This window comes from Paraburkholderia sejongensis, assembly GCF_020880815.1.
GTDB classification, from domain to species: domain Bacteria; phylum Pseudomonadota; class Gammaproteobacteria; order Burkholderiales; family Burkholderiaceae; genus Paraburkholderia; species Paraburkholderia sejongensis.
Map to the genome: position 1 here is coordinate 25434 of NZ_JAJITD010000030.1, position 18282 is coordinate 43715.

13 protein-coding genes and 6 pseudogenes are annotated in these 18282 nt (G+C 59.0%); 10 read left to right on the top strand and 9 right to left on the bottom strand.

The genetic code is table 11. From position 1 onward, the window contains the following. Positions 1-46 precede the first annotated feature (46 nt). Positions 47-791: pseudogene (locus LJ656_RS33575) on the bottom strand (IS6 family transposase). Here LJ656_RS33575 and LJ656_RS33580 point away from each other — a divergent pair. The 4 genes from LJ656_RS33580 to LJ656_RS33595 all read left to right on the top strand — a co-directional run bounded on the left by LJ656_RS33580 (position 783) and on the right by LJ656_RS33595 (position 2605). Beyond that, positions 783-1250, top strand: a complete 468-nt coding sequence (locus LJ656_RS33580; RefSeq protein WP_230513743.1) for a hypothetical protein — start codon at positions 783-785, stop codon at positions 1248-1250. The pseudogene LJ656_RS33575 and the gene LJ656_RS33580 overlap by 9 nt on opposite strands. A gap of 296 nt (positions 1251-1546) precedes the next feature. Further along, entirely contained in the window at positions 1547-1693 is a 147-nt protein-coding gene (locus LJ656_RS33585; protein WP_230513744.1) for an HHHH-motif protein, read from the top strand. A 186-nt stretch (positions 1694-1879) separates the two neighbouring features. Continuing rightward, on the top strand, positions 1880-2182 hold the full coding sequence (locus LJ656_RS33590; protein ID WP_230513745.1) for a hypothetical protein: 303 nt from the start codon (positions 1880-1882) through the stop codon (positions 2180-2182). Positions 2183-2230: 48 nt separating this feature from the next. Continuing rightward, positions 2231-2605: a hypothetical protein gene (locus LJ656_RS33595; RefSeq protein ID WP_230513746.1), complete on the top strand. Its 375-nt coding sequence runs from the start codon at positions 2231-2233 to the stop codon at positions 2603-2605. A gap of 177 nt (positions 2606-2782) precedes the next feature. On the opposite strand, the gene LJ656_RS33600 is transcribed toward LJ656_RS33595, so the two are convergent. After that, positions 2783-3193: a hypothetical protein gene (locus LJ656_RS33600; RefSeq protein ID WP_230513747.1), complete on the bottom strand. Its 411-nt coding sequence runs from the start codon at positions 3191-3193 to the stop codon at positions 2783-2785. A gap of 93 nt (positions 3194-3286) precedes the next feature. Continuing rightward, positions 3287-3628, bottom strand: coding sequence for a hypothetical protein (locus tag LJ656_RS33605; protein WP_230513748.1), 342 nt, complete (start codon positions 3626-3628; stop codon positions 3287-3289). A gap of 127 nt (positions 3629-3755) precedes the next feature. Here LJ656_RS33605 and LJ656_RS33610 point away from each other — a divergent pair, with 127 nt between their 5' ends. Continuing rightward, positions 3756-4112 (top strand): Ltp family lipoprotein, encoded by a 357-nt coding sequence (locus tag LJ656_RS33610; protein ID WP_230513749.1) that lies wholly within the window; start codon positions 3756-3758, stop codon positions 4110-4112. 262 nt (positions 4113-4374) lie between these two features. Here the strand turns inward: LJ656_RS33610 and LJ656_RS33615 are convergent. Then, a pseudogene (locus LJ656_RS33615) lies at positions 4375-5915 on the bottom strand (IS3 family transposase). Positions 5916-6656: 741 nt separating this feature from the next. On the opposite strand from LJ656_RS33615, the gene LJ656_RS33620 reads away from it, so the two are divergent. Both LJ656_RS33620 and LJ656_RS33625 read left to right on the top strand, forming a co-directional pair. After that, positions 6657-12047, top strand: a complete 5391-nt coding sequence (locus tag LJ656_RS33620) for an ESPR-type extended signal peptide-containing protein (RefSeq protein WP_230513750.1) — start codon at positions 6657-6659, stop codon at positions 12045-12047. Between the two features lie 88 nt (positions 12048-12135). Then, the gene (locus LJ656_RS33625; RefSeq protein ID WP_230513751.1) at positions 12136-13011 is read left to right on the top strand and encodes an OmpA family protein; all 876 of its coding nucleotides are present in this window, start codon (positions 12136-12138) and stop codon (positions 13009-13011) included. 56 nt (positions 13012-13067) lie between these two features. Here the strand turns inward: LJ656_RS33625 and LJ656_RS33630 are convergent. The 4 genes and pseudogenes from LJ656_RS33630 to LJ656_RS35205 form a co-directional block, all read right to left on the bottom strand. Continuing rightward, positions 13068-13225, bottom strand: a pseudogene (locus tag LJ656_RS33630) (IS5/IS1182 family transposase); the annotation flags it as partial. Positions 13226-13277: 52 nt separating this feature from the next. After that, positions 13278-14489: pseudogene (locus LJ656_RS33635) on the bottom strand (IS256 family transposase). 50 nt (positions 14490-14539) lie between these two features. After that, positions 14540-14976, bottom strand: a pseudogene (locus tag LJ656_RS33640) (IS5/IS1182 family transposase); the annotation flags it as partial. Further along, entirely contained in the window at positions 14939-15085 is a 147-nt protein-coding gene (locus LJ656_RS35205; RefSeq protein ID WP_425606070.1) for a hypothetical protein, read from the bottom strand. The gene LJ656_RS35205 and the pseudogene LJ656_RS33640, both read right to left, overlap by 38 nt. Positions 15086-15355: 270 nt before the next feature. Between LJ656_RS35205 and tnpA the strand changes: the two genes are divergently transcribed. The 3 genes from tnpA (at position 15356) to tnpC (ending at position 17706) form a co-directional block, all read left to right on the top strand. Then, a complete protein-coding gene (gene tnpA, locus LJ656_RS33645) occupies positions 15356-15727 on the top strand; it encodes an IS66-like element accessory protein TnpA (RefSeq protein WP_329958925.1) in 372 nt (123 codons plus the stop codon). Then, positions 15724-16062: an IS66 family insertion sequence element accessory protein TnpB gene (tnpB, locus tag LJ656_RS33650; RefSeq protein WP_230513752.1), complete on the top strand. Its 339-nt coding sequence runs from the start codon at positions 15724-15726 to the stop codon at positions 16060-16062. Before tnpA ends, tnpB begins: the two co-directional genes overlap by 4 nt. 63 nt (positions 16063-16125) lie before the next feature. Beyond that, a complete protein-coding gene (tnpC, locus tag LJ656_RS33655; RefSeq protein ID WP_230513753.1) occupies positions 16126-17706 on the top strand; it encodes an IS66 family transposase in 1581 nt (526 codons plus the stop codon). Between the two features lie 185 nt (positions 17707-17891). On the opposite strand, the pseudogene LJ656_RS33660 reads toward tnpC, so the two are convergent. Beyond that, a pseudogene (locus LJ656_RS33660) lies at positions 17892-18146 on the bottom strand (IS6 family transposase); the annotation flags it as partial. Positions 18147-18282: the final 136 nt, after the last annotated feature.

The window sequence follows — 18282 nt, forward strand, 5'->3', positions numbered from 1 at the left end:
TTCGGTAGGCGAAAGAGGTGATCCATAGGAATGCATATCTACCGTCTTACGCCGCCTTGCGGGCGCACGAAGCCCAATCCCAGGCCGCGCTGGCCTGAGCACGCGCTTCGCGTTTGTGCTGCGCGTTGCGATTATAGCGACACCCCATGAACAGATTGGAAACCTGTCTGTGAACCGAAGCGAAGCGTTGCAGCTGGTGAGCCGATTTGAAGCGCCCCATCACCTTCTCGCGCACCGGCGTAGGCTAGTGCGAATTCTCCGCCCGGTTGTCCAGCCCCTCGTGCTGCCGGTGTTCGAGGTTCAGGCCGAGTTCTGCATTGGCCGCCGCGTAGCTGCGCAGCCTGTCCGTCACGATCACACGTGGACGTCCGTGGCGCCTGAGCAGCTTGCGCATGAGCCGTTTGGGGGGCCTGGTCGCGCCGGCTTTGCACCAGCACGTCGAGCCGTGCGCCGTGCTGGTCGACCGCCCGCCACAGCCAGTGCCTGCTGCCGTTGATCGTCACGACGACCTCATCCAGGTGCCACTTGCCGCCGCGCCCCAGCGCCGTCGAGCGGATGCGCTTCGCGATCGCCTGGCCGAACTTCGTCGCCCAGCTCCGCGCCGTTTCATGCGTGAGCTCGACGCCCCGCGCGGCCAGCCGTTCCTCGACCATGCGCAGACTTAGCGGGGGAAAGCGGTAGTAGAGCCCCACCGCATAGCTGATGATTTCAGGCGGGAATCGATAGCCTTGAAGGCGATCGATGCGTCGACCGCCGGCAGAATGGTGGCACTGGTTTTCTTCATGCACCATTCTACTCGCCGAACTCGCAACAACCTGACAGTACCCGCCGAGGTCCTTAAGGGAAAGGGCATATTTGGCGGAATCGCTGCTGGAATTCGAAAAGCGTTCGATCACGAGGAGAGCGACAATCTGAGGATGAAGATCGGCCAGAAAAATTTCGCGGGCTTCGGCGAAAAGCTGGTCAACCCGGTGAGAGATTTCGCCATCCCAGCCGGGCTCCTTACCCGGCAGCAAATGCAGGACAACCCTCAGGAGAACGCCCGCCTGCTCAATCGTGCGCCCGTGAAAACGCTCAGCAATCCGATGCCGTCTGAAGTCTCGATCAAAGGCCCGGTACAGGTCGGCACAAAAGGGAAGCTCGGCACCGATCCGCGCATCGCTGCCGATCAAGGGCTGAAAGTCGCTCACAGCGGCGTCGACAAGAGTGGGGCGCCGAATATCGTCGGAGACGGGATGTGTCGACGGTGACGCCGCAACGGGCGACCAGCTTGAGCATTATCTGAAGCCGCCTCGGGCGGTTTTTATTTTTGTACTCCCCACGTCAAGTGGAAGAACTCGCGGCGCCGGCGAGCGCGCTATCTGACAACAGTTAACCTTTTCCCCATCGGAATCCGCCTAGCATTGACCTTGCCGTGCTACTGAAGCGCGGCCTCTCGCATGGTCCACTGCGCGACGATTCCTCCCCCGGTTCGGCGCGCTTTTTTGCGAGAGCGGAGATAACCGTCACGATAACGAGCACCGCGATCTAGAAACGGAGAAGCGAGATGAAAAAAGCAAAATCCCTGCTGCTGGTGACTCTTGTTACTGGCGCTACCTTTGCGGCTCTGGCGCCCGGGATGGCGCAGGCTCATGCTCACCAGGTATGTCACCGGGACCATCCTCATCATCGTGTCTGTCACTGGGTGCGCTGACCAGCGGGGCATCTGCGACCGCCTTCGGGCCGTTTTTGTTTCTGTAGTGCCCTCCGCGCTCGCGCCTGTCGACCCTCCAGTCTGGCGCGCTTTTTGTGGGCAGGCCGCCCCAGCAAGAGCAGTGGCTGGGCTTTTGGATGCCACCAGCCAGAAGGCCCGAGGGAAGACCGTGACCACAAGGCAGAAATGAAGCCAAAAAATTCGCTGAGCAAGCGCATTCAAGAGATCATGTCCGATGGCATGGAGCGTCGTATGACGGAAATCGCGAAGCTGGCGAGGTGCCGGCGGGGTTCGGCAAATAGCGCCATGCTGCAGTTGATCGAGCAAGGCGAACTTTACTTGCGTATTGACTCCCGCACCCAAGCGAAGATTTATCGTTTCGGCTCGCCACCGTGTGCCGTCACACCCGGTTCCGGGTCGATGGCCGAACAACAAGCGGTCAATGCCGCTTTCCATGCGATGGTGTGTGCTGGGCGACGCGATGATTGATGCTTTGCCCCAGAAGCCGCAAATTCCAGCCCGAAGAGTGCGCCTCTAATGTATCTGCCCGGTAACCTTGACGACGATGCCCGCGCTGAGTTGCTGTGCTACCTGCTAGTTTCACAGCTTCTAGCTCGACGTCGCACGGGTAACTGGCTTAGCAGTAATCGCCTAATCGAACGTGCGCGGCGCTGGCTTGGCTTGAATGACGGCTATAGTGGCTGGTTCGACCGCGCCCGGCTGTGCGCACTGTCAGAGGTGCTGGCCGCCGATCTTGAGCCGCAGATAAGCATTGTTGCCTCGAATCGCCTGGCTGCGCTGTTCTACGAGAACCAGCGGCTCAACTACCGCAGACCCCTTACGCGATTCCTGCACAACATTTGCGCAGAACGCTTGCGAAAAACGCCTCCTTATGGCGAGCCGCCGACTTAGTCGCGCCGGGCGTATGCGCCAACGGCGTACATCCACCCCGTATCACGCAAGAAAAAAAGCGCGCCAACCCCGGGGAAGGTGGCGCGCAAAGACGACGTTAGAGAGGATCGCCCACTGGCAGAGAGGGCGATCGATTCCATATTAGGCCCGATCGCAACGGCGAATTGATAAGGATGGTCAGGCGGAGTCTGGATAGCCACGCAGCATCACGACACCGAGTTCGACGCTGCAGTTATTCACAGTTTCGGTGGATAACCCTGTGGACGAAAAAAAGCCCGCACGCGGCGGGCTCAACATACTACGCCGAGGGGGCTGTCCGACGGCTCGGTCAAATTCCAAATCTTCTACGTCAGCGCCGAACATTGAAACGATGTAAGCGCGCATTCCCGCGGCGAGATATGTCGGCCCATCAATATCGTCGTCGCTCAGGAAGATAAATGCTGACCAATATCCGGGTGCATCCGGGTTATCTATTGGACCATACAAACGCTTATCAGCGCGCGCTCGAGGATCGGGCCCCCATGCGCACAATTTGATGAGGGCATAAAAGGTACTCGTTGCTTCACCCCTCAAGCCGCGAGTGAACATACGTGACTCCGCGCCGGTCAAGTCGCAGATCCTCAAGACCGATAGTGCGACCGACCCAATAGTCCGACAGATCCCCTTCCCGTTCAACAGTCTTCATCGTTTTACCTTAGGTCGCTCTTCGCCGTCTGCGCCGATTGCGTCTATCCAATAGACACAGCCGCGCTCTGTTCGATTGGCGCGCAACTTACCTGGACTGACAGCGTTTAAACGTGGGTAGTTCGGACAACCAGACGCCAACGGACCCCCTTGGGCCGCGGTGTGCTGATGATGAATTTGCGGCGGGAGCGGACGCTCTTTCGTGGATACGACGCTCGAATGACAGCCGTCGCAGCGATAGACCCCCGAAAGCGCGGCAATCTGGCCAGGGTGATGCGTGGTGTTGTATTCTGGCCGTTGTTCGTGGGTCAGGAAATCGCCGTTTTGATAGAAAGCCATGGTCGCCTCTTGTGGAGAGACCAGATGCTCTCGTAAACGCCGCTTAATTCCTTTGAGGTACGTCGAAGATGTGCGCCGGACTGTATATTTCTTGGAGTATTTGAAATGAATTTTCTGGAAGGTAGTGATGACCGCCGCTTTATGTGCTTCCGCGCCCACATGGGCCGGGGATTTGACCGGGCCTCAAAACAACGCCGTTAGATCGGCAAAACAGTATCTCAGTATGCGAGGTTTCTCACGGAACGGGCTTATCCAGCAACTCTCTTCGGATGCAGGGGATGGTTATAAGGTTGCCGACGCCACTGTGGCTGTGGACAGCCTGAACGTTGATTGGAATCAGGAGGCAGTGAAGTCCGCGAAGCAGTATTTGAGTATGCAGGGCTTCTCGTGCAAAGGCCTGATCCAGCAACTTTCATCAGGTTCCAGAGACCGGTACACCGTTAGCCAGGCAACCTACGGGGCAAAACAGGCGGGCGCTTGCTAACACGTCTTCGACGCATCGACGTCGGATAACGAGCCATCTGGGCAACCACCTGGGCGAGCAAGTCGTATAAGGAAAAAAGCACGCCGATCCCGAGGAGAGTGGCGCGCGAAGGTACAAATTCCGAGCTGACTGTCCCCATGGACAACAAGCGGTCAACGCAATGTTAAGTGTGATCGCCGTCGAAATACATCAAGAATGGTCAGGCGGCACAGACAAGCGAGACGCGCACGCCGACGGGGTGCGGCTAAAATCTTGGACTGTTTTATGCCACGATTCCGAGACTTTCCCGGTATTCGAGAGGGCTCAGAGAGCCGGGCGAGACTTTGATTCGCGTTGCGTTATACCAGCGGATATAAGCGTCCAGGGCTTCGATGATTGATCGACAGTCGTAGCCGGCCAGTCACGAGGGTAAAACAGTTCGGTCTTGAGCCGACCGAAGAAACCCTCACAGGCAGCGTTATCGGGCTAGCATCCTTTGCGTGACATCGAGCGAACGAGCCTGGCACCGCGCATCCGGGGTAGCCGTCCCGGCCAACGATAGTGCGCACCGCGATCCGAGTGGATCGTAGGCCGCTGATCACTATCAGCCACCGACTCGATGGCCAAATCCAGCATGGTATTTACGAGTTCAGCATCTGGCCGCGTGCCGATTGACCAGCTCACTACGAGACCGTCGAAGCAGTCGATCACCGGCGACAGATACGCCTTGCCTGCCGGAATCTGGAATTCGGTAATGCCGGTGAGCCATTTCTGATTCGGGGCGGCTGCGTGGAAATCACGATTGATGAGGTTCTCCGGCGCTGGGCTTATTTCTCCCCGATATGAGCCATAGCGACGGCGTCTGGTCGTGGCTGCGGTCAGGCCTTCCTGTCGCATCAAACGTCGCACGACCTTCTCTGAGATAAATACCTGCTGCCTGCTCAACGCCGCCCGGATTCGACTATAGCCGTAGCAGCGGTAATTGCATTCGAAGATGTCTGCAATGACGCGACGCTCGCCAGCGTGCCTGTCAGTGACAAGCAGACGTGCACGGTGATAGAAGTAGGAGCTGTGGGCAAGCCTCAGGGCGGATAACCAACTCTGGCAACGGATACGTTTGTTTCAGGGCATCAACCAGCATCGGCTTCTCCTGGTTGCTCAGGAGATGCGGGTCGATGCCCATCCCTTTTTTACCAGTTCGTTCGCTTTCTTGAGGAGATCGCGCTCGAGCTCCAGCTTCCGGATGTCGCGTCGAAGCGATTCGACCTGCTGCTCCCGCTCCGCGCGCTCAAGGTTCGGTGCTGGCTTCTTCTGGCGCCTCATGGATGCTGGAACCTCCCGACCGAGTAGCTGGTTCTTCCAGTTGTACAGCAGAGGCCTGCTTACGCCTGCTCTCTGAGCAACTACGCTTGCGCTCTCATCTCTGGTGCACAGTTCAATGACCGCCGCCTGCCTGGCCTCGCGCGATTTCGGAACGCTGCCAGCCACTCTGCCCACCATACGCTTTCCGACCTCGGGACACAATTCTTCGATCCACTTGGCAAAGGTTCCGCGACTTGGATAGCCCAAAGCCTTCAAGGTCGCAGCAGCACATCGGTCATGACTCAGAAAGTGATCAACGCCAGTCTGTTTCTGTTCAGCCGAATACCTTGGTGCGGCACGAACATAGCCGGTTCGCAAATCACGACACTGTTGGTATTCGCGATGCCGGGCCTTGAGCGAATTCTTTGTCGGGTAACCCAGCTGTCTGATGGTCGCCTTGATGCGCTTGCCCAACTTCAGACAGAGCTGAACTGCTCGAATGCAATCTTTGTACGAGTACACGGACTACCTCCAGGCAGTCCAGGATTTTGTCCGCACCCCCAGTGGGTCAGTTCGCCGTGCAAATCAACGAGCGGGTAATGGAGGCGTTTGAGCACACGGGCTACGGCCGGATTCAGCGTCTTCGTCGAGCTTGCAGTCGTTCCTCTTGTTCCGCACATCATAGCGGAACGCCTGATTACAGCAGAACCCTCCAGACTCAGGATTTTCATTATTTAATAATTACAAATTCATATTTACCAATTCATAACAGTCATCCATCCCTCGTTCAAATAGAGTTAACCCATCTGGTGGACCTAATGGTTTAGTTAAAACGGAGTTGAAAATTGACGGTGCTGACAACGTCGCGTTTGTTGCGTGGCTGCCCATCAAAAATTTTTCATCATTCTACTTAAAGCACATATTTATTATACAAGAAAAGTTTCGGAATTCCTGGAAAACCATTGAAGAGTCTCCATGATCGGAATTTTTAGTGCAATAGACACAGTACACAATCAATACAACTAACGACTTGCCATTTTCCCAACTGGGCGGCACGGATGGCGGCTCATGAATGAGCCTCACCCTTGCCCCGTCAGGTTTTTCGGGTAACCGACGTACGTTTCGAATTAATCGTGAAGGCATCCCTATTGGAACGCCCTTCAGGTCGAGGCATGGATTTGATGAAGTCGACTTTGCGATAACCGTCGTATTGTGGCGATGACTAACTGGATTACTTAATAAAGCTGGGATTATTTGTCAATAATGAACACATCATATAGAAGTGTCTGGAACGAGTCCCTCTGCGCGTGGGTCGCCACGTCGGAAATTACCTCGGCGCGATGCAAGCGAAGCAGGTCATCGGTAGCCAAAGCCATCGCCACCATCGCGCTTCTTGGCGGATTCGGATGTGACGCTGCATTCGCTCAAGTTGTCGGCGCCGGTGGAGCACTCGTTCTCGGCACCAACACTCCTGGTGGTAGTTCAGGTCGTAATAGTAGTGCTACCGGCGTCGGCGCGATCGCGGTGGGCAGCGGAGCCACTGCGATTTCACCAGCGAACGGTGGCTCGAACAATGCGATTGCGATCGGTACGGACGCATATGCGAATCCTGGCGCTACCTCTGTTGGGAACGCCGCAATCGCGATAGGTCAGGGCGCGAGCGCCACCAGCTACTCAGCGATTGCCGTTGGAGAAAATGCCAAGGCTTCCGGAACCGCTTCGCCAGTCGCAATCGGCTGGGGAGCTATGGCTACTGGAACCGGCTCGGCGACGGCCATTGGCGACAATGCCGCCGCGACAGGCGAGAATGCCATCGCCATCGGCGGGAATCCGGGATCTGCCGGAGCCACGGCTAGCGGGGACTTTACAACTGCGATCGGGCAAGGTGTTCAGGCGACCCAGACAGGGGGTGTCGCGATCGGCCACAACGCGACGGCGACCTATCAGAACGACGTCGCACTGGGCTCCAGCAGTATTACTGCGGCTCCGCATATCGGCACGACGGCCATGTTCGGTGGTGTTGCTGCGGGGGTCGAGTCGGCCAAATCGACGAATGGTGTCGTAGCGGTGGGCGCGCCGGGCGCTGAGCGTCAAATCCAGAATATGGCGGCGGGAGTCATCTCGGCAAGCAGTACGGACGCCATCAATGGCTCGCAATTGTTTGTCACGAATGCCGCGGTCACGGCGCTTGGAACGACGGTAACCAACCTCGGCACCAGTGTCGCCACCAACCTCGGCGGTGGTTCAACTTACAACACCACGACGGGCGTGGTGTCGGCACCGAGCTACAATGTATACGGTACGACGGTGAACAATGTCGGTGCGGCGATCACTGTGCTTCAGACCTTGTCGCCAGTGCAGTATTCCGACGCTGCCGGCAACGCGACTCCGCAGACTCCCAGCCAGAGTGTGACCCTCGTGGGCGAGGCTGCCGGTCCGGTGACGGTCAACAATGTGGCGCCCGGCGCGCTCACTTCGTCGAGCACTCAAGCGGTCAACGGCTCGCAGCTCTACGCCGTTGAGCAAACGGCGAACAAGGGCTGGAGTGTGACAACGGCACAGACCGGCAGTGGCACGGTGACCGGCACGACTGTGAGCAACGTCGCGCCGGGCGACACGGCAACGTTTACGGCAGGCAACAACGTTGCCATTTCACAAAACGGATTGAACGTCGCGATTGCGACCAGCATGACGCCGACATTTACGAGCGAAACTATCGGCGCGGCTGGTGCGACCGGAAACACGACGATCGGCGCGATGGGCTTGACGGTCAACAACGGCGCGAACAGTCCGAGCATCACCACGGCCGGTATCAACGGCGGAAATCTTGCCGTGACGAACATCGCGCCCGGAGTGAACGGCACCGATGCGGTGGACGTGAACCAGCTCAATGCTGTGGCGAAGGCCGCTGGAGCAGGCTGGGGTATCAGTGCCCAACACGCTAATGCAACGACAGTTTCCGCAGTGAGTCCGACGGGCGCGAATGTTGACCTGACCAATACCGATGGCAACATCGTGGTGAGCAAGACGGCGGCGAGCAATGACGTGACGTTCGGTTTGGCGCCGACGGTCAATGTCGCGAACGCAGTCAACGTCGGTGGCAGCAATGGTACGTCGATCACCGCGAACGGCGTGACGACGGGTGGCGGCACGGGCCCGAGCCTGACTACGAACGGTATCGACGCGGCAGGCACGCGCATCACGAACGTCGCTCCGGGTGTGAATCCGACCGATGCGGCAGCGGTTAGCCAGTTGCCTGGCCGATGGCAGGGCTCCAACACGTTCGTGATGGGTAATCCCTCGTCTACCGGACCGGTCACCATCACGAACGTTGCGCCGGGCCAGATCAACGCGACCAGCACGGAAGCCGTCAATGGCAGCCAATTGAGCGCCGTATCGCAGGTGGCTAACGCGGGGTGGAACGTCACGACGGCCCAGACCGGTAGTGGCAGCGCAACGGGGACGGCGGTGGCGAACGTGGCGCCGGGCAGCACGATGACGCTGACCGCGGGCGACAACATGGTCGCAACCCAGAACGGCACGGACGTCACCTTCTCGACCAGCGCGACGCCGTCGTTCACCAGCGTGACGACCGGCAATACCGTGATCAACAACAACGGCCTGACGATCGTCTCCGGTCCCAGCGTGACGGTCAATGGCATCGACGCAGGTAACAAGACCATCACCCACGTTGCGCCGGGCGTGAACGGTTCGGATGCCGTGACCGTGAACCAGCTGACCAACACGGTCGCCGCAGGCGCAACGCACTACTACAGCGTCAACGACACGGGCGCCGCACGGGCGGCCGGCACCGGCACCAACTACGACAACCTGGGCGCCACGGGCATCCGGTCGATGGCCGTCGGACAGAACGCCACAGCGACGACCAACGACAGCATCGCGATGGGCTATGGCGCCAGCCTGGGCACCAATGCGAAGAATGTCATTGGCAACTATGCGGTGGCCATGGGCAACAACAGCCTGGCTTACTTGGCCTCCGTGTCCATAGGCTACCAGGCGGGCTACCAGTCCACCTCGCCCGGCGGCCCCAATCACGTCAACGGCGGCGAGAACGTCTTCGTCGGCTTCCAGTCGGGCGCCCAATCGTCGGTCAACGACAGCGTCTTCATCGGTCAGCAGGCCGGTCAGCGCGCCAGCGGCGAACACAACACCGGCGTGGGGGAAGACGCGCAACGCGACACCGTGGGCAACAACAACGCGGGCTTTGGTACGGGCGCGGGCCAAGGCTCCAGCGCTGCAAACCAGGCTGTGGGTAACCAGAACACGGCCACGGGCTATTACGCCGGCACGAACTTCAAGGGCAACAACAACACCGCCGTCGGAACCTATTCCGGGCAGTCTGTCACCGGCAACCGCAACGTGGCCAATGGCGATATGGCCGGAAGCTCGGTAACCGGCGACAACAACGTCGGCACCGGGTATCTCGCGGGATACGGCGTTCAAGGCAACAACAACATCGCAAGCGGCAACGCCGCAGGTTATAGGGTGGTGGCCGACGACACGATCTCCGTCGGCACTCAAGCCCGCGCCAGCGCCAACGACGCGATCGCCATCGGTCACGGCGCGATCGTCTACGGCATCAGCAGCATCAGCATCGGCACGGGCAACGTGGTCAGCGGAAACCGCTCCGGCGCCATCGGCGACCCAAGCTACATCAACGCCGACGACAGTTACGCCATCGGCAACAACAACACCATAAACGCCAGTGCCAAGCAGAGCTTTGTACTGGGCAACAACGTGACGGTGAATAACGCCAACAACGTCGTGCTGGGCAACGCCAGCGCCGACAAGGCCGTGGTTCAAGTCAACAGCGCCACGGTGCCCACCACTATCGCCACCCTCAACCCCGACGGCACGGTGACCTACACCGCCGGGCCGGTGCTCACCTACGGCGGCTTTGCGGGTGCCGCCCAGGCGGCAGGCGTTGTGAGCGTGGGTTCCGCCACGGCCACGCGCCAGATCGTGAACCTCGCTCCCGGCGAGATCAGCGCCACCAGCACCGATGCCGTCAACGGCAGCCAGCTGAACGCCGTCTCGCAGCTCGCGAACGCAGGGTGGAATGTCACGACCGCCAAGAGCGGCACCGGCACCGCCACCGGCACCTCGGTGTCGAACGTCGCACCCGGCAGCACGATGACGCTGACCGCGGGCGACAACATGGTCGCGACCCAGAACGGCACGAACGTCACCTTCTCGACCAGCGCGACGCCGTCGTTCACCAGCGTGACGACCGGCAATACCGTGATCAACAACAACGGCCTGACGATTGCCTCCGGTCCCAGTGTGACGGTCAATGGTATCGACGCAGGCAACAGGACCATCACCAACGTCGCGCCGGGCGTGAATGCGACCGACGCTGCTACGGTCGGTCAATTGCCGGGGCAATGGCAGGGCTCCAACACGTTCGTCATGAACAACACTTCGTCCACCGGCCCGGTCACTATCACGAATGTCGCTGCAGGAAAAAATCCTACCGACGCCGTGAACGTGAGTCAGTTGGCAGACCAGACTTCGGCAGTGACAAGTGCCGGCCTGAATTTCACGGACGCCACGGGTACGAACGTCATTCACGAGAATCTTGGCGGAACGCTTCCGATTATCGGCGCGACCGTGGCACTGTCCGGATTGACATTGTCGACGGTTGCCCCGACGGCTGGCGCTTACAGCTCGAGCAACGTACAAACGGTCGCGGACCCGGTCACCGGTAAATTGCAGGTGCAGATTGCCGACAACCCTGTGTTCCAGAGCGTGATTGTCGGCGGCAATGTATTCAACACGAACGGGATGTACATCGGCGGCGCTGGCAGTGGCGGCCCGAGCATCAGTACCGCCGGCATCAATGGTGGCGGCAAGATGATCACCAATATTGCTGCCGGTCAAAACGGTACCGACGCAGTCGACGTCGATCAACTCAATGCGTTGGCTGGCAAAGTGGACAGCCTGGGCAACACGGTTGCCAATAATTTCGGCGGCAGTTCCACGTACAACTCCTCGACGGGGACTGTTAACGCGCCCTCGTATGGATCGGGCAACATTTCTACCGCGGCGGGAAGCGAGACGAACAACGTCGCTGCGGGATTGCAGACAGCCGCCAACACATGGGTGACCGGGAATCCGACTACCTATACGCCGCCGGTTGCGTCGGGTACGAACAGCACCGCCGTGGGGAACGGCGCTACCAGTTCGGGTAACAATTCGGTCGCACTCGGCAACAACTCGACCGATGGCGGTAGAGCAAACGTCGTCAGCGTGGGCTCACCCGGCGAGGAACGGCAAATCACCAACGTGGCCCCAGGTACGCAATCTACCGACGCGGTCAATGTCGGTCAGTTGAACAATGCCATTGCACAAAACCAGCAACAGTTCAATCAGCTCGGCAACGCCATCAATAGCTATCGCAAGGATGCGATGGCCGGAACGGCCGCCGCGATGGCGATGGCCAATCTACCGCAAGCATATTTGCCGGGCAAGAGTATGGCGTCCGCCGCGGCAGCGACAACGGGTGGTCAATCGTCCATCGCAATTGGTGTATCGACCCTCTCGGACAACGGCAAGTGGGTCGTCAAGATGAGTGGGACAGGAAACACGCGCGGCCAGTTCGGTGTGGCCGCAGGTGCTGGCTTCCAGTGGTAAGCGTGACGCGACGAGGGGGGCTTTCGAGTATCCCCATCGAAACGTGCCATCGCTCCTGATTCGATCGAAATTCTTTACGAGTACCTCAATGAATCTGCAATACTCCAAGCACTTCGCGCCAATTTTGCGTCTGGCCCGGCTGACAGTCGTCGGCCTGGCGGCAGCGGTCTTTTTGACCGCATGCGGTACATCGCGTCTGTCGAACTTCGACGACAATGGCCATCTCGCCGCCAAATCCGCACCCGTCTTTCCGAAAATCGAGGACAACCATTGGCAACCGGAAGGAACGTTTCCAAATCTCGATAATCTGCGGCGCGTCGGTCCGGGGCTGACCAAGAACCAGCTCTATGACCTGCTTGGGCGTCCTCATTTCGACGAGGGGGAATTTAATGTCCGCGAATGGGACTATGTATTTAACTTTCGCACTGGCAAAGGAAACGAATACATCACGTGTCAGTACAAGGTCTTATTTGATCACAACAAGCTCGCGCAGGAGTTCTACTGGAAGCCCGACAGCTGCGCCGATCAATTGACGCCGAAAGTCGCTGCGCCCACAGCGAATATCATTGTTCCCGCGGCAGCCCCCCGCAAAGTGACGCTTTCGGCCGATGCATTGTTTGCATTCGATCGATCGGATCTCGGCAACATGCAAAGAGCCGGCAAGGAAAAGCTCGATCAACTGGCCGTGCAATTGCGTCAGATGAAGTCACTCAAGAACGTGCAGGTACTCGGGTACACCGACCGGCTGGGTTCGGATGCCCACAATCTGTCTTTGTCGCAGGCGCGAGCCGCTACGGTGCGCAGCTATCTGATGCAGCGCGGCGTGCCTGCCGTGGTCATCGACGCACGGGGCATGGGATCCGCTGCTCCAGTCGTAATGTGTAGCCAGAAAAGCAAACGCGCCCTGATCGATTGTCTGCATCCCAATCGACGCGTCGAGCTTCTCATCGCCGGTGAGGATTGAGCTTTCACATGCCAGTTTAAACGCTGATTTCAACTCCCTCCGGGCTTGCATTACCCCCGCAGATCCATGTCATGCTCGACAGTTGTGAATCGATGGATCGCCCGCTCGCCAGCAGGATATCGATACGTGTCGCTTTTCGTTATGTAGATAAAGTCGGTTTTCGTAAACAGACCTTTTTCGGGGAAGCCTACGCGAGCGGCTTCGGAACATACGCGGATGTCGTCCAGAGGGGTGTCAGAATTTGCGTGTTCAAGGCAGGTTGAGATTTACACGGATGGTCGAACGAATCGATCCTATAAAGGATCGCGAACTGGTTCATCGCAGCCTTCCAGTCATGAGCGGCACGCCCCCAATCAGCAGTAATGTTGCGCATTGCCAGCCAGATAAGTTTCGTGGCTGCCTCATCGGTCGGGAAGTGTCCCCGTGTCTTGATGATCTTGCGTAGCTGCGAGTTGATATTTTCAATAGCGTTCGTAGTGTATATAACCTTGCGAACGGCGGGCGGAAAGGCGAAGAACGGAATCACGCGATCCCAGGCGCTGCGCCACGCCGCGCTGACCGGCGGGAATTTCTGCCCCCATGGCCCGTCGGCAAATGCATCGAGTTGCGCCTGAGCGGCTTCGGCGCTGGGCGCGGTGTAGATCGGGCGGATCGCGGCAGCCAGTCCCGTGCGGTCTTTCCAGCTCGCGTAGTCCAGGCTGTTGCGGATCAGGTGAACGATGCAGGTCTGCAATGTGGTCGCCGGAAACACGGCCGACAGCGCCTCGGGCATGCCTTTGAGGCCATCGGTTATGGCGATCAGGATGTCATTGACGCCGCGAGTCCTGAGGTCGTTGAACACTTTCATCCAGAACTTCGCGCCTTCGGTGCTCTCGATCCACAGCCCCAGAATATCGCCGTGTGCCGTCGGGCAGAATGCCCAGCGCAAGGTAGATCGCCTTGTTGCGCACCACGGCGTCTTCGCGGATCTTGACCCGCAACGCGTCGAAGAACACCACCGGATACATCGGCTCAAGCGGGCGGGCCTGCCAGGCCGTCACTTCTGTCATAACCTCGTCAGTCACTGAACTGATGAAGTCGTGAGAGACCGCCGTGTCGTACTGCTCCTGCAGAAATCCCTGAATTTCGCGCACCGTCATGCCCCGGGCATACATGGCGACAATCTTGTCGTCGAATCCGGTAAAGCGTCGATCGTGTTTGGGAATGAGCAGCGGTTCGAAACTGCCGTCGCGATCCCGTGGCACCTCGATGCGGATCGGGCCGTCTTCGGTCGGTACCGTCTTGGCGCCCGTGCCGTTGCGCTGGTTCGTGACGGCGGCCGGCTTGACCGCGCCGGACCGATAGCCGAGATGATGGCTCATCTCGCCGCCCAGTGCCCGCTGGATCAGGGCCGTCATCGGGCCGTTGCCGAACTGCTCAAGCAGCTCGGCGGGAATCGTCGGCAGGTTTGCCGGCGGGGTCTTCGGTTTGCGAGGCATATTTTCTCCTGTGAGCAGGATATGCCTTGAACACGAAATTCCTGACACCCTCCGTTCAGATCATATGCCCTTATCTCCGGCCCGCTGAAATAACCGCAGTCCGCAACAACCTTCAGCTTCGATTTGCCCATCGCGCGCTTCGCGGAAATCGCCATTTTGCAGAGTTGTCCATGATCGTTGCTGACATTGGTTATTGCGTGTTCTACGATCAGATGATGTTTCGTATCAACTGCTACCTGGACGTTGTGCCCACCATGCCGGAGCCTCTTCCACTCGTTGCCATCGAGCGTGCGTCCGGATTCGTCAGCGACAACTGTTTGTCTGGCTGCTCTTCCAGTTGCATGCCGATCTGCTTGAGCTCACGCATCTGCTGGCGCAGCACGGCGATCTTATCGTAGAGCCTGACCGTCTTTACATCGAACCCGGTAGGAGTAGTGCGCTCTGCGCTTTCAATCAGATCGAGATATCGCTGCACGCTTTCCTCGATCAAAGGAGTCGATTACTCTCACCGGACCGTCCTGCCCGACATAGTCATCGACACGTTCGGGAAGTAGTGCGACCTGCTTGCGGTCATCGCCTTCAACGAATTGCTTCATGAGTCCTCCGGTCTCAGCGCGTTAGGCGATCAATGCGTTTTCACACCGACTGGACCCACAAGGGACGGTCAATTGTCCGAAAAGCAGACGCTCTAGGCCATGATCCAATCTGGGGAGAATGCGCTATCCGGTTTAATTCTGAATGGGCAAATCGCTGATGAAGTCGTTATAAGGTAAGCGCCCGGTCATCTCATCTTGAGTTGGGCTAAAAGTCTTGGGAGCATCGTGTTCACTTAAATAGGTGGACACGTGAACACTATTGAAGAAGCAGTGGCACCTGGTCGTCGACGCCGCCGGCGCTACAGTGTCGAGTTCAAGGCTCAGGTTGTGGCAGCTTGCCAGGGGCCCGGGGTATCGCTCGCGGCGATCGCGTTGCACCACAAGTTGAACGCCAATCTGCTTCGACGTTGGGTCGAGCAGGCCGAAACGAACGATTGTGTGCTTGTGGCCCGTAGCGACCTGGCAGCGCCATTGACAGCGGCGCCGGCACCGGAATTTGTACCGCTGCCACTTGAGACGCGAAACACGCGTACAGCTGAGATTCGCGTCGAGGTGCGTCGCGCGGACCTGTCGATAACGGTTAGCTGGCCAACCTCGGAGGCAGCGCAATGCGCCGCGTGGCTACGCGAGTGGCTCGCATGATCCGCATTGACCAGGTGTGGCTGGCAGTTGACCCGCTGGACATGCGGGCTGGCTTTGATACTGCACTGGGTCGGGTGATCGCCGTGTTCGGCGCCGCGCATCCGCACCATGCTTACCTGTTCGCCAACCGGCGGGCCAACCGCCTGAAGGTTCTGGTTCACGATGGAATTGGCATCTGGCTGGCAGCGCGACGGCTCAATCAGGGGCAGTTCACCTGGCCGCACGCTGGTAGCGAGCCAAAGCAACACGCGCTCACACAGGAACAACTGGCCGGCCTGGTGGTGGGTTTGCCATGGCAGCGCATCGGCGCGGACGGTGTGATCCGTGTCATTTGAAGACGCCAGGGACGTAAACTGTCGCGCTTTCGTGCTCTCCGGGGTTCTGGCAGACTCGTCTGCATGGACCTGCCAGCCGACCTCAACGCTCTTAGCCCGGAACAGTTGCGTGCGCTCGCCACACAACTGATTGCGCGCGTCGAGGACCGGGACAGGGAGATTGAAGAGAAGACCCGGGAGGTCGGTGAGAAGGAGCGGGAGCTACGCTACCGGCAGACCCGCATCGACCAGTTGACCCACGAGATATCGATTCTCAGACGTTATCAGTTCGGCAGGCGCAGCGAGCAGCTCAGCAGCGATCAGATGAACCTGCTGGATGAAGCGATTGATGCGGATCTCGCCGCCATTGAAGTCGAGCTCGACCAACTTCAGCCACAGGCCACAGCGGAGCCCTCACCCCAGCAACCGAAGCGCGCAGCGCTGCCGGCGCAACTGCCGCGTACGGAGATTCGCCACGAGCCGGAGAGCACCGTATGCCAATGTGGCTGCGAGCGCGTGCGCATCGGTGAGGACATCAGCGAGAAGCTGGACTACACGCCAGGCGTGTTCACCGTGGAGCGGCATATCCGCGGCAAGTGGGTGTGCAGAAACTGCGAAACACTGATTCAGGCTGCGGTGCCTGCGCACGTCATCGACAAGGGCATCCCGGCCGCGGGACTGCTGGCGTCAGTGCTGGTTGCCAAGTATGCAGACCACCTTCCCCTGTATCGTCAGGAGCAGATCTTTGCGCGAGCGGGCGTTGCGATTCCGCGCTCGACATTGGGCGCATGGGTCGGTGCGTGCGGCGTGCAACTACAACCGCTAGTCGACGCGTTGCATGAGGAAATCCTGCAGCAGGGCGTGCTGCATGCGGATGAGACGCCGGTACAGATGCTCAGTCCCGGCAAAGGCAAGACACATCGCGCGTATCTGTGGGCGTATACGCCGACGCACTACAGTGAGCTGCGCGCCGTGGTCTACGACTTCGCCGACAGCCGAGCAGGCGAACATGCCCGCGCGTTCCTTGCTGGCTGGCAGGGCAAACTGGTATGCGACGACTACAGTGGGTACAAGGCTGGATTCCAGCAGGGCATCACTGAAATTGGATGTGCAGCGCACGCGAGACGCAAGTTCTTCGATCTGCACGCCAATCACAGCAGTCAGATCGCCGCGCAGGCGCTGCCGTTCTTCGCTGCACTGTACGACATCGAGCGCGACGCTGCAGTGCTGCAAGCCGAGGAACGATACACGCTCCGGCAGAGTCGGGCCAAACCGGTCTGCGACGCACTTCACGAATGGATGATGGCGCAACGAAAGCTGGTGTCGGAAGGTTCGGCGATTGCCAAAGCACTGGATTACAGTCTTAAACGATGGGATGCGCTGACCCGCTATCTCGATGACGGTCGTGTGCCTATAGATAACAACTGGGTCGAAAACCAGATACGTCCGTGGGCCATCGGCAGGTCGAACTGGTTGTTCGCGGGTTCGCTTCGAGCCGGTCAACGAGCCGCAGCCATCATGAGTCTGCTACGTTCAGCGCAACTGAACGGGCACGAACCACACGCCTATCTGAAAGACGTCCTGACGCGACTGCCATCCCACCAGGCTAACGATATCGCAGCCTTGCTGCCCCACCGCTGGCAGCCAGCGAATCCTACCCGCTAGTTCAATTCGTCAAGATGGGTTTGCCGGCCGCTTACGTTATAAGTTGGGGAATTCGAGATCTAGATTTTCGCGAATTGCTATGCCGTTTCCGTAGTTGTCAATTTCGACATCCGCTAAATGACCCGAATCATCGGCGAAGAGCAGAATCTCAATCGATCTCCGGCGTCTGGTTCCGCCGAGTGCTTACTTACGAACATTTCGTCCAGGTGCCATGTGCTTTCGGATTTGCGCCGCGCCGATTTCGCGCAACGGAGAAAGCCGGCGCCAAACTTGTCGCACCAGCGACGCATTGTTTCATACGCGACCGCGACACCACGCTCAAGCAACAACTCCTCGATATCACGCAGGCTCAAGCTGAACCGGAAGTACCTCCGAACCGCGCAGCTCGTGAAGACGGTAGGGAAGCGGTGGCGGTGATAACGCGATTTCGTCTTCTTCATCGCTTCATTCTACGTAAGCGCGCAATAAACCGCGTGGCTTGCGCCGGTCGGCCGACTATGCGTCAGTCCGTGGACGTGATCAGCCGCCAGGGCAACAGCGCCTCGTAGTCATCGGCACTCTGGGCAAGCGGCAGTG